A 12694-nucleotide genomic window follows, 5' to 3' on the forward strand; every position below is an offset into this window, starting at 1 on the left:
TTGTTATTTCCTTATTCTTATTATGGGGCGCAATGGATTTTACAGTTCGAGGTTGGCGGCTCTGGTGTTGGCGTAGGTTTATTGTTATCGCCACTATCATTGTCATTACACGCACTTAATAAGAAGACACTACTACTCAGCAGCACTAAAAGGAAATTTCGCATTTTACTATCCGTTAAAATATTCGTGCAGATAGTCAATACAATATAAATGACAGTTGAATGATTGTTTTATAGCAATTCAATGACATTGAAGATAAAAAAAAGGCGGTCTAAAAAAACCAGACCGCCCGCACTATCAACTGGAACTTACCAACCGAGTGCTTGCTGTTGCTTCTGAATCAATTCCAAGATTCCTTTCTCTGCAAGCTCTAACATGGCATTGCACTGCTGGCGCGTGAACGGTTTTTCTTCAGCCGTTCCTTGAATTTCAATAAACTCACCAGCTTGTGTCATCACCACGTTTAAATCCGTTTGGCAATTTGAATCTTCTTCGTAGCAAAGATCGAGTAGGACTTCGTCTTGATACATCCCGACCGAAATTGCTGCAACCAAACCCTTTAATGGGTCTTGTTTAATTTTTTTGTTGCTCAGTAACACATTCATCGCATCAACCAAGGCAACCGCTGCACCTGTGATTGCTGCAGTACGTGTACCACCGTCAGCTTGGATAACATCACAGTCAATCGTAATCGTGTTTTCACCCAACTTTTTCAAATCAACCATGGCGCGAAGGCTACGACCAATTAAACGTTGAATTTCCTGAGTACGACCTGTCTGCTTACCACGTGCTGCCTCACGGTCACTACGGGTATGTGTTGAACGCGGTAACATACCGTATTCAGCAGTGACCCAACCTTGACCCTGACCTTTCAGAAATCGCGGTACTGAATTATCAATACTCGCCGTACACAACACTTTGGTATGACCAAACTCAACCAAAACTGAACCTTCCGCGTAACGGGTATAATTACGCGTAATTTTTACTTCACGTAATTGGTCTAATGCTCTTTGGTCAATACGCATAACGATTCCTTAAAACTATGGCTCAAATATCATTGCGCCATAGTATAGCTCAATTACACGTACTTTCAGTTTTACTTATTCGTTACAATTCACCAGTTTAAGCAAGCTTCAATTTTGCTTTCAGTTTGCTGAATGCTTGAGTTAGGTTTGCACCCATATCATTTGGCAATGAGCACTTCGCTAAACGTACCCAAACGGTCCAGAACTGTTTCATAAAGTTTGCTTCGTTATAGTTCACGCCATATTCAGCACATAAAGCTCTGATTTTTGGTGCAACTTCTTCATAACGATTGGCTGGCATATCTGGGAATAAATGATGCTCAATTTGATGGCTCAAGTTACCACTCATAAAGTGCATCCACTTACCGCCTGTAAAGTTACTCGAACCACGGATCTGACGTAAGTACCACTCTGCTTTGCTTTCATTTTCAGTGTTATCCGCTTCAAATGTTTCAGCATCTTCAGTAAAGTGACCATTAAAAATCACGGCTGATGACCAAAGATTACGGATAATATTTGCCACAGCATTCCCTGCTAATACAGGAATAAAGTTAATAGTCGCAATCGCTGGAAAGAACACATAATCTTTTAAGACTTGACGTTTAGCTTTCTTACGGAACTCAGCTGCATCTGCCCAAACTTGTTTCCACGTTTTGGTTTTATATACCAAAGCATCTTCAAGATGTAAATTTTGCACGCCCACATACCATTGGAAGAAGAACATCAATTGTAATGCCAATGGGATATTGAACAGATGACGCACTTCCCACTTCTGATCTTCTGTTACACGTAAGATGCCATATCCCACATCATGGTCTTTACCGACAATGTTGGTATAAGTATGGTGCATATAGTTATGGGTATAACGCCAGTCATTACCTGAACAAGTGTTGTCCCAGTCATAATCTTCGCCACGTAAACTTGGATCATTCAACCAGTCAAACTGACCATGCATCACGTTATGACCAAGTTCCATATTCTCTACGATCTTAGACACACCAAGCATGGCTGTCCCCAACAACCATACTGGTGGGATCCAACCACCGAACATCAACATTCCACGAGATGCGATTTCGGTATAACGCACGAAATTACGTACTTTATAAATATATTTTGAATCTTGTTCGCCTAGATTCTGCATCACATCTAAACGAATCTGTTCTACACGACGACCAAACTCTTCTATTTGCTCTGGTGTTAGATGAGCTGATTTTGATGCTGCTTTAAATTCTAATGCCATATTCATTGCGATAATCCTCAAATGTCTTTGTTTTTATAGGTCAATCGTGACTGGGCTAAGGGCTTGGCTCACACATAATTTGATCGCACGGTTTGGCTGATCATCAATTTCACCTGTGAGCACGTTTTGCGTTACACCACTGACTTTGGTACAGCTACAACGATTACATACCCCCATTCGACAACCATGTTGTGGACGTAATCCTGCTTGTTCTGCACTACTTAAAAGATTTGTCGTTGCAATAAAGTTTTGTTGCGAACGACGGAATGTAATGTTCTGAGCTTCATTCGACTGTTCAAGTTGAACAGGTTGGAAAAACTCTTGATGAAAATTTTCGACTACACCATGTTGCGTATAAATTTCTTGTGCTTGGCGCATCATGCTGTGATGACCACAAGCATAGGCTTGCAATTCAGCAAAATTCGGAACCAATTGCTTTAATAACGCATCATCTAAATGCTGCTTTTGTTCAGCCGTATTAAAAAAGTGATATTTCACTTGTGGATATTGCTGCGCCAAATCCAAGATTTCTTGGTGGAAGACTTCAGCACGGTTGAAGTACACCACATGTATTTCTTTTAACTGTTGTGCAATTGCTTGTTTCACTAATGAATAAATTGCAGTAATCCCAGAACCTGATGCGATGAATACCGCAGGTTGCTGTCCTTGATGAAGTACAAAATCACCTTGTGCTTGAGAAATCTCAACACTTTCGCCGACATGTAAAAGTTGTGCTGCACTTGATACAAGACCTTGTACTTTAATGCCTAAACGGATTTCACCTTGTGCAGTGATATCTATAATAGAGTAGCTACGTTGGTGATATACGCCTTGGATCATCAAGGTAATCAAAACACTTTGCCCTGCACATACACGAGAAAGGTCAAAGTTATGATTTGGTTTTAAGGTCAATAAAACCATATCTGTACTTAATGGACGCACAGCTGTCACTTCAGCAAGAATGCGTTTCCAAGCAAATGTTGGTTTTATTTTTTGCAAAATAAAATCAACGAAATCTTCTCTTACCCAATGTGGCTGATAACCTAACTTTGCATTCATACGTTCCTCGTTTTGTATCTGGCTATTTATATTGAGTGAACAAATGTTCATGTAGTGAACATATGTACACTATATTTATTTGTGTTCACTGAGTCAACACTTGTTCACTAATTTTTTGAATATTTTTTATACTTTTTAATAAGTTTTTAAAAAGATTAAGAAAATAGTTTTTGATCACATTGTATTCAGTCCTGCACCAATACATCTATGCATCTTGATTGAACATCATCCGCTCCCGTTCAAATAACTAATCAGCTTTTTGATAAGCTGATAAAGACTTCTCAGCGCTCAGATTGTTTTCTTCTTACGAGGCTTCAGAGGGCTTTTCAAGACACAGTAGCTTTATTTAACCCCATATTCACGGCACAACTGTTCATCTTCTTGCGAAGTTTTAAACGCTTCTCAGGACAAAAGTTGCTTTGTTTAATCCTTATATTCACAGCACAGCTGTTCATCTTCTTGCGAAGCTTTAGACGCTTCTCAGGACAAAAGTTGCTTTGTTTAATCCTCGCTCAGGGCTAAAAAAATCCTGTTTTTTTTGCTAGACTCTGCTGTACGGTTTCAATGAGTCTTATTCATGTCGATTAGAGATGAACGAAAACAACAAAGTCGGCAGGCTCTACTAGATGCAGCACTCCACCTGAGTACTTCAGGGCGCTCATTTAGTAGTATTAGTTTGCGTGAAGTTGCACGTGAAGTTGGTTTAGTACCAACTGCGTTTTATCGTCATTTCCAAGATATGGAAGCTTTGGGGCAAGAGCTTGTTGACCAAGTTTCGCTGCACTTAAAAAGTTTGATTCATCAACTTGGACAAAGTTATTTACAGCATAGTGGCGGTGCGAAAACACGTACTAGTATTGAGCTATTTGTACAGGCAGTTAACCACAGCCCACAACAATGGCAGTTTATGATTGCGGAGCGTTGGGGTGGTTCAGAATCCGTTCGGATCGCAATCGCACGCGAAATTGAGTTTTTAATTGAAGACCTTGCTATCGACTTATGCAAGCTTGAGACCTTTAAGCACATCAAAGAAGCCAAAGATCTGCAAGTCCTATCCACCATATTAATTAATATGTCATTTACATGGGCAATGACATGGATCAATTTACCAAAACAATTTACGATTGATCATCTACTGGAACAGCAAAACCTCTTTATTGATAATGCAGCGACGCAAGTACGCTTATTATTCCGCGGTATCTCAAATTGGGAACCACAAAACGCTTGATCATATCAAAGCTAAAGTTTGATATATAAAAGCATTGCTTAGCATTATGATTGTGTTCAACAATTATGCGATGCCGTTTAGAACACTATGAGGAGCTTATAAGCATCATGAATCCTGATCGTCATACCCAGTTCTTAATTCGTAAAGAAAAAATTTTGCAGGTTGCGGAAAAATTATTATTAGAAAACAACCAAGAAATGACCTTAGATGAACTGGTTGCCGAACTAGATATTGCTAAGGGCACTTTATACAAGCACTTTCGTAGCAAAAATGAATTGCTACTTGAATTAATCATTCAAAATGAAAAAGAAATTCTAAAGATTTCAGACCAGTACAACACTGACTTCAAAGAATACGCACCTCGCTATATGTTGCATCACCTGATGGCACCTAGTCGTACGATTTTGCTGCATCAGCTCGAAGAGCATTTAACGATGACCGAATCAAAGTTAAAGCATCTATTTGATGAGCTTTATGAAGTTCGCCAGCAACGGATTGTTTCTTTGAAAGATATGACTGAGAAATATTTAAAATCTCAGAACTATGATATGTCGATTCGTGACTATTTATCTTATATCTGGTCACTGACTTATGGCGCTGCATTGCTTTTAAACTCAAGTTATTATCAACGTTCAATTGGTTCACGTCAGAAATTAATCAACCTCTATGTCAGTCAAGCGCTCTCTTTGCCAACGCAAACCGTGCAAATTGATTTAAAAGAATTTCATCTCGACGAAAAGAATTAAAAGAAAAAGGACTGTATTAACAGTCCTTTTTTAATCTTTGCGAAACACAAATTATTTTACTTTACGCTCTTTTTCCAATAAGTAATCAATAACTTGAGTCACTTTACCGTCTTCGCCCTGTACAACGTATTTACCGTTTACAACAACTGCTGGTACACCCGTCAACTGATATTGTTGAGCCAATTTATTTGACTCAGCAATTTTTGCTGTAATCGGGAAAGAATTAAACATGCTATTAAATTTCGCTTCAGGGACACCATAACGCGCAAAGAATTTCGCTTGTGATGCTTGGTCAAAAATCTGCTGACCACCTTCATGAATTGCATGGAACAAAGGAATATGTGTTTTCTTACGCACGCCAAGCGCTTCAGACACGTAGTAACCACGCGCACCTTGTTCCCATACTTTGTTCATTGCCGCTGGTGTACGAAGGAAATAAACATCTTTTGGAATTTTCTTCAACCACGTTTGCATATGTGGCTCAAGCTTGAAGCAGTGCGGGCAACCGTACCAGAAAAATTCTCGAACTTCGAGCTGTCCTGCAGGTGCAGCTGTCTTACCTGGATTTGCAACCACGATATAATCTTTACCAGCAACAAAATCCGCAGCCATTGCATTCATTGAAAATGCCATTACAGCCGCACTTAAACCACCTAATACTAACTTTTTCATTGAGTTTGCTTTTCCTCTAAGCATTTTTCGTAAGTTTATATGCTAAATATAAAACAAACACGACCAATTCGTTTTGCTTCTGTGAAGTTTTTTATTGGATTTATCGCTTTTTTTTCCAGAATCGCTACACTACCAACAGATTAAACCGAAATAATCATCCTAAAATATAGAGGTGACACCATGTCGCAATTGAATGTTGACCCACAAGAAATCGCAAAATTTGAAGCACTGGCTGCCAAATGGTGGGATCAACATTCTGAGTTCCGCCCTCTACACCAAATTAATCCATTACGCTTAAATTGGATTGATGAACGTGTTGGCGGGTTAGCGGGCAAAAAAGTGATCGATGTCGGCTGCGGTGGCGGAATTTTGGCAGAAAGTATGGCTCGCCGCGGTGCAAATGTCCTCGGTATCGACATGGGCGAAGCACCACTTGCTGTTGGTCGCTTACATGCACAACAAGACAATGTACAAAATATTGAATATCGCCAGATTCCTGTTGAACAACTAGCGCAAGAACAAGCAGGTCAATATGATGTAGTGACTTGCATGGAAATGATGGAACACGTTCCTGATCCAGCATCCATCGTAAAAGCTTGCCAAAGCTTAGTCAAACCTGGTGGTCATGTGTTCTTTTCAACCATTAACCGCAACCCTAAATCTTATTTATTTGCCATTATTGGTGCCGAATACGTGCTGCGTTTACTACCAAAAGGTACGCATGATTATCATAAATTTATTCGCCCTTCTGAAATGGCACATGATATTCGTAATGCAGGATTGACCTTAAAGGAAATGACTGGACTTCATTACAATCCAATCACCAAACACTATTGGTTAGCACCAAATGTTGATGTGAATTATATGGTTCATACTACGAATACAGGTGCTTAATGAAAGCTGTTTTATTTGATCTTGATGGTACCTTAATCGATACTGCTGCGGATTTCATCCGCATCATCCAGCAGATGTGTCGTGATGAACAACGTCCTGTTGTTGATGCTGAGACCATTCGCACCCAAGTGTCTGAAGGCGCGCGTGCCATGGTCAAACTGGTCTATCCAGAATTAGATGTCACCGACCCTGTATTTTTAGCACATCGCCAACGTTTTTTAGATGTGTATGGTGACAATATTGTGGTCGATACCGATCTCTTTTTAGGGATGTATCCTTTGCTTGAGGAGCTTGAAGCACATCAAATTCCTTGGGGAATTGTCACCAATAAACCACGCGGTTTAAGTGAGTCACTATTGGCAAAATTGAATCTCACTGAACGTTGTGCAGTGCTGGTTTGCCCTGAGGATGTCAGCAAGACCAAACCTGATCCTGAACCCATGTATCTTGCAGCAAAACAGCTCGATATTGATGTGCAAGAGATTATTTATGTAGGCGATCATCCGCGTGACATTGATGCAGGTCGTAATGCGGACATGTACACCATCTTAGCGGCTTATGGTTATTTACCTGTTGAATCACGTGACGATCTCGCAGCATGGCAAGCTGATGCCATTATTTACACCATCCCTGAACTCCATCAACTGCTTAAACAGAAAATCACTGTTTTGTCAGAAAATCAGGGTATGATGGGTTAAACATTATATTGAAGATCATAACAGGAGGCATAACAATGAAATATTCAGAATATCAACCTCGTCCTGATCTATTAAAAGATCGTATTATCCTGATCACTGGTGCAGGTGATGGGATCGGACGTGCTGCTGCTATGAGTTATGCCCTTCACGGCGCAACAGTTGTTTTGCATGGCCGTACCCTCAATAAGCTTGAAGTGATTTATGATGAAATCGAAGGCTTAGGAGCACCCCAACCTGCGATTTTACCCTTACAACTTTCAACGGCATCAAGCCACGACTATGAACTTTTAGTCGATACGCTTGAACAACAATTTGGTCGCCTTGATGGCATTTTGCATAATGCAGGTATGCTCGGCGATCGAGTTGAACTTGCGCATTATCCTGTTGATGTTTGGGATGATGTAATGGCGGTCAACTTACGTGCGCCTTTTGCATTGACCCAAGCGTTGCTGCCATTACTTGAAAAATCGGAACACGCTTCTGTGGTATTCACTAGCTCAAGTGTGGGCCGTGAAGCACGTGCACTTTGGGGAGCATATTCTGTTTCTAAAGTTGCAACTGAAGCCATGAGCAAAATCTTTGCTGCAGAAAATACGTATCCAAACATTCGTTTTAACTGTATCAACCCAGGTGGCACACGTACTGCAATGCGTGCAAAAGCCTATCCTGAAGAAGATCCAAAAGTGCTTCCAACGCCTGATAGCATCATGCCAGCCTATCTCTACCTTATGGGTGATGATAGTTTAGAGATGAACGGGCAAAGTATTGATGCACAAGGTTAATTAATTTTATAGAATAATTCTAAATAACATTGAACACTGTCGTTAAAGATGTTGTTTTCAGCGAAAGGACTAAAGTCTCTTCATTATTTTAATCGAATAATGAATTGATCTTCACAGTTTCTCTGCATTTTTAACGTACAGTAGTTCACATGAGAGACATCCGAAATACATAAGGTGCATCATGAAAAAATTTTTCATTATCTTGATTTTAGGTTCAACGACCATCTTTAGCAGTATGGCTAGTTTTGCAGGTCCGCATTTTGATCGTGATGAAGCTCAGCGTGGTGGTGGCTGGCAAAATGGTCGTGGCTTTGATCGTCCAGATGGTGAAAATCGTCAACGTGAACGTCGTATGCGTGAAGAACGTGGTGTCGAGCGTTTAAAACAACATCGTTGGCAAGCAGGCTATGTGATGCCTCAACACTACCGTGGAAATGGTTATAAGGTTGATTATAAAGATAATAATCTACCAAAACCAGGCCGTAACCAACAATGGTATAAAATCAATAATGACTTTATTTTAGTCAATGCTGACGATAATAGTATTATCCGCATCATGGGCTTTTAAGCTTTTTTGATCATCCAATTCAATTAAAGTTGCCTCGTGAGTTTGAGAATAGATTTATCTTTTCATTTTTTTGGTTAGAATCAGATAAATTGATGTATCTCTGAGATGAACATGGCGAACCAAATGACTGAAACTTCAAATAGTACAACGCAAGATTATGTACATTGGTTTCGCCACTCTGCACCGTATATTAACGCGCATCGTGATAAAACTTTTGTGTTAATGTTTAGTGGTGAAGCCGTTCAACACCATAACTTTCAACATATTATTCACGATATTGCGCTGCTACATTCTTTAGGTATTCGCTTGATTCTCGTGCATGGAGCACGTCCACAGATTAACCAAAATCTACTCGAACGTCATATCGAAACACCTTTTCATCAAAACCGTCGTGTCACGACTCGCGAATCTCTACGTGGTGTCATGAATGCTGTCGGCTCAATTCGCCTCGAAATTGAAGCATTGCTGTCGATGGGACTTGCCAACTCACCGATGTATGGTGCTCGCATTGATGTCGTATCAGGCAATTTTGTCACAGCCAAACCGTATGGCATTCGTGAAGGTATTGATTTCCAGCTGACGGGAGAAGTTCGCTCCGTAGATACAGATGCCATTCAACGTCATTTAGACAATCACAATATTGTTCTGCTTGGTCCAACAGGCTATTCAGCCACAGGTGAAGTCTTCAACTTACTCGCTGAAGAAGTTGCGACCAAAACTGCGATTGCCTTGAAAGCAGATAAGTTGATTTTCCTTGGGGAAAAACAAGGGCTAATGAATGAGCAAAAACAGTTACTTCGTGAACTAAGTTCTCGGCAGCTTGAACCCTATATTCAACAAAATCAGCAACAATATCCAGAATTTGCTTTACACCTAAAGCAAGCACAACAAGCCTCTTTATCTGGTGTTCATCGCGTACATTTAATTTCTTATGCATATGATGGTGCTTTGATTGAAGAGCTATTTACCCGTGATGGTATTGGTACGCTGATTACAGATGCACACTATGAAGAGGTGCGAATTGCCAATATTCAAGATGTGGGTGGTCTAATTAACTTACTTCGCCCTTTGGAACAAGAAGGTATTCTGGTTTATCGCTCACGCGAACGCCTTGAAAGTGAAATTGAACAGTTTGCGGTGATTGAACGAGACGGCATGATCTTGGCCTGCGCTGCACTATATCCGATTCCTGCTGGATCAAATGAAATTCGTTCAGCGGAAATTGCCTGTGTTGCTGTCGATTCAAGCTATCGGAAATCCAATCGTGGTAGCCAGATTTTGCAATTTTTAGAAATTAAAGCCAAGCAACAAGGTATTCAGCAACTCTTTGTTCTGACCACTCGGACAGCGCATTGGTTCTTGGAACAAGGCTTTATTCCTGCCAGCGTAGATGATTTACCGAATGCACGCCAAGCACTCTATAATTATCAGCGGAATTCTTTGGTGTTTAAAAAAACGCTAATATGAAGACTAAATATGGTGAAGAGATATGTTTATTTCTGATAAATAGCTCTCTTCATCATCATGATCTCTGCTTAATTAGTAGATCAGAAATAAATAACACCTAAACTAAAAATTAAAATTTAACATAAAAAACAATATTTTATCCAAATAAACTATTGTTTTTCTTATTCTAACTATCGATAAAGTTATGCAATCTTCTATTTTGCTTTTTTCATCATAAGCAAAGCCTAATTAGTTATTTTTTATGCAATAAAAAAAGTTTTAGCTTAGTTGCTCATCTTATTTAAATCTTTTGATTTGTCGGGGAGCGCAACTCACATGGCTATTTCTATTCATCGTTCATGGGCAACATCTACAATCATTGCAGCAAGTCTTGCCAGTGTAATGGGTGTTGCAGGTTGTGCAAAAAAACCAGAGCAGCAGGAGACAACAAAACAAGAAACCACAACATTAAATATCGGCTTTCAAAAGTATGGCATCTTGCCGATTGTTAAAGCAAAAGGTGAATTAGAAAAAAATCTTGCTGCTCAAGGTGTAAATGTTAAATGGGTTGAATTTCCAGCTGGCCCACAACTTTTGGAAGGATTAAATGTAGGTAGCGTGGTATTTGGCGAAGCAGGTGAAGCACCGCCAATCTTTGCTCAAGCCGCCAATCCCAATCTGGTCTATGTCGCGAACCAACCTGCAGCACCACAAGCCGAAGCCTTGATTGTACAAAAAAATTCTCCTATTCAATCCATCCAAGATCTGAAAGGTAAACGTGTGGCGCTAAATAAAGGCTCCAATGTTCACTATCTTCTACTCAAACTCTTAGAAGCAAACAATCTCAGTTTAAAAGATATTCAAGCCGTTTATCTTCCGCCAGCGGATGCCCGCGCGGCATTTGAAAAAGGTGCTGTAGATGCTTGGGTGATTTGGGATCCATTTTTCGCCGCAGCTGAACATCAAATTCATGCGCGTGTCATTGCAACAGGGGAACATTTAGTCAGCAATCACCAATTTTATTTGGCTGATCGTCAATTTGCTGAGCGTCATCCACAGGTTTTAAATACGGTGGTGACAACACTCAATCAAACGACAGATTGGGTCAAAACCCATCCTGACGATGCAGCAAAATTACTGGAAAAACCAACAGGGCTTGAGTTTGATGTTTTGAAAAGCTCAATTTCACGTATGGGTTTCGGAGTTCAACCCATCTCTAATAAAGTCGCAATAGAACAGCAATATGTTGCCGATGCTTTCTTCGCACAAAAACTGATTCCCAAGCAGCTTGTGATTCAAGATGCCGTATTAAAGAACAACGTTCAATAATAGGAGAGCATCATGACGTTGTTAGCGAAGATTTCTGTTATTAGTTTACTGATCTCTGCATTTTCACTCAGCGGCTGCCAAAAAACTGAGCCGCAAAGTACGGAGAAAGTAACTTCAGCCGAAGAAAATACAGTGGTCAAAACCCTGTCTATTGGCTTTCAGAAATCATCACTGAATTTATTGGTAGCTAGACAGCAACAACTGTTTGAGCAAGTATTTCCGAACGCCAAAATTGAATGGCGTGAATTCCCAGCTGGGCCGCAAATGTTAGAAGCACTTGCCGTCGGTGCTATCGATTTTGGCTATGTTGGCAATACCCCACCGATCTTTGCTCAAGCCGCAGCAAAACCGTTGAGCTACGTGGCTTATGAGGTGGTTGCACCCAAAGGCCAAGCTGTATTGGTTCATGCCAACGATAAAATAAATACCCTGCAAGATTTAAAAGGCAAGCGAGTTGCGGTACAGAAAGGTTCCAGTGCACACGAACTACTCGCCAAAACCCTGCAAAAAGCGGGGCTATCTTGGCAAGATATTCAACCGATTTGGTTACCTCCTGCCGATGCACGAGCAGCATTTGATAAGCAGGCCGTAGATGCGTGGGCAATTTGGGAACCCTACTTAGGAACTGCAGAGTTACAAGGCCCTACAAAAACTTTGGTCGATGGCTCTGCTTTTCCAACCACTTATTCTTTTTATATCGGCAATCCTGACTTCATTCAAAAGCATCCAAATTCAGCGCAGAAACTCATTAACAGTGTAAATAACGCAGATCAATGGATTGTAAAGCATCAAGATCAAGCCTTACAGATTTATGCACAAAGTACAGGTCTGAGCACCCCTGTCGCCCAACAAGTTCTCAATAAACGTCCAAAACCTTCACCTGTATATGCACTCAACAGTGAAGTGATCAAAAGTCAGCAGCAAATCGCCGATTTATTTAAACAAGAGCAACTCATTCCTGTGCACATCAATATTCAGCACAGTGTCTGGTCTGCCCAATAGTCATA

General features: G+C 40.4%; 14 protein-coding genes. 9 read left to right on the top strand and 5 right to left on the bottom strand.

Annotated features, from left to right (window positions below):
• Positions 1-20: 20 nt before the first annotated feature.
• From F959_RS16785 to F959_RS15980, 4 genes are all read right to left on the bottom strand, one after another.
• On the bottom strand, positions 21-164 hold the full coding sequence (locus F959_RS16785; RefSeq protein ID WP_171054742.1) for a hypothetical protein: 144 nt from the start codon (positions 162-164) through the stop codon (positions 21-23).
• A 144-nt stretch (positions 165-308) separates the two neighbouring features.
• Positions 309-1025, bottom strand: coding sequence for a ribonuclease PH (gene rph / locus F959_RS15970; protein ID WP_004882145.1), 717 nt, complete (start codon positions 1023-1025; stop codon positions 309-311).
• A gap of 97 nt (positions 1026-1122) precedes the next feature.
• Positions 1123-2265, bottom strand: a complete 1143-nt coding sequence (locus F959_RS15975; protein ID WP_171056614.1) for a fatty acid desaturase family protein — start codon at positions 2263-2265, stop codon at positions 1123-1125.
• Between the two features lie 33 nt (positions 2266-2298).
• Positions 2299-3324 carry a ferredoxin reductase gene (locus F959_RS15980; protein ID WP_004882149.1) on the bottom strand — a complete coding sequence of 342 codons (1026 nt, stop codon included), beginning with the start codon at positions 3322-3324 and terminating at the stop codon, positions 2299-2301.
• A 577-nt stretch (positions 3325-3901) separates the two neighbouring features.
• On the opposite strand from F959_RS15980, the gene F959_RS15985 reads away from it, so the two are divergent.
• Together F959_RS15985 and F959_RS15990 are read left to right on the top strand one after the other, a co-directional pair.
• Entirely contained in the window at positions 3902-4552 is a 651-nt protein-coding gene (locus F959_RS15985) for a TetR family transcriptional regulator (protein ID WP_004882151.1), read from the top strand.
• Between the two features lie 107 nt (positions 4553-4659).
• Complete coding sequence (locus F959_RS15990; RefSeq protein WP_004882156.1) at positions 4660-5298, top strand: TetR/AcrR family transcriptional regulator; 639 nt, start codon at positions 4660-4662, stop codon at positions 5296-5298.
• A 51-nt stretch (positions 5299-5349) separates the two neighbouring features.
• On the opposite strand, the gene F959_RS15995 is transcribed toward F959_RS15990, so the two are convergent.
• Positions 5350-5970 (bottom strand): thiol:disulfide interchange protein DsbA/DsbL, encoded by a 621-nt coding sequence (locus tag F959_RS15995; RefSeq protein WP_004882157.1) that lies wholly within the window; start codon positions 5968-5970, stop codon positions 5350-5352.
• A gap of 180 nt (positions 5971-6150) precedes the next feature.
• Here F959_RS15995 and ubiG point away from each other — a divergent pair, with 180 nt between their 5' ends.
• The 7 genes from ubiG (at position 6151) to F959_RS16030 (ending at position 12689) form a co-directional block, all read left to right on the top strand.
• Positions 6151-6864 (top strand): bifunctional 2-polyprenyl-6-hydroxyphenol methylase/3-demethylubiquinol 3-O-methyltransferase UbiG, encoded by a 714-nt coding sequence (gene ubiG / locus F959_RS16000; RefSeq protein ID WP_004882158.1) that lies wholly within the window; start codon positions 6151-6153, stop codon positions 6862-6864.
• Positions 6864-7562: an HAD family hydrolase gene (locus F959_RS16005; RefSeq protein WP_004882159.1), complete on the top strand. Its 699-nt coding sequence runs from the start codon at positions 6864-6866 to the stop codon at positions 7560-7562. Before ubiG ends, F959_RS16005 begins: the two co-directional genes overlap by 1 nt.
• A gap of 35 nt (positions 7563-7597) precedes the next feature.
• Positions 7598-8344, top strand: a complete 747-nt coding sequence (locus tag F959_RS16010; RefSeq protein WP_004882160.1) for a YciK family oxidoreductase — start codon at positions 7598-7600, stop codon at positions 8342-8344.
• Between the two features lie 181 nt (positions 8345-8525).
• On the top strand, positions 8526-8912 hold the full coding sequence (locus F959_RS16015) for an RcnB family protein (protein WP_004882161.1): 387 nt from the start codon (positions 8526-8528) through the stop codon (positions 8910-8912).
• A 111-nt stretch (positions 8913-9023) separates the two neighbouring features.
• The gene (argA, locus tag F959_RS16020; RefSeq protein ID WP_004882162.1) at positions 9024-10379 is read left to right on the top strand and encodes an amino-acid N-acetyltransferase; all 1356 of its coding nucleotides are present in this window, start codon (positions 9024-9026) and stop codon (positions 10377-10379) included.
• 315 nt (positions 10380-10694) lie between these two features.
• Positions 10695-11687: a sulfonate ABC transporter substrate-binding protein gene (locus tag F959_RS16025; RefSeq protein ID WP_004882163.1), complete on the top strand. Its 993-nt coding sequence runs from the start codon at positions 10695-10697 to the stop codon at positions 11685-11687.
• Between the two features lie 12 nt (positions 11688-11699).
• The gene (locus F959_RS16030; protein WP_004882164.1) at positions 11700-12689 is read left to right on the top strand and encodes an aliphatic sulfonate ABC transporter substrate-binding protein; all 990 of its coding nucleotides are present in this window, start codon (positions 11700-11702) and stop codon (positions 12687-12689) included.
• The last annotated feature ends 5 nt before the right edge of the window (positions 12690-12694 follow it).

Origin of the sequence: Acinetobacter venetianus RAG-1 = CIP 110063 (assembly GCF_000368585.1) — a bacterium.
Lineage (GTDB): Bacteria > Pseudomonadota > Gammaproteobacteria > Pseudomonadales > Moraxellaceae > Acinetobacter > Acinetobacter venetianus.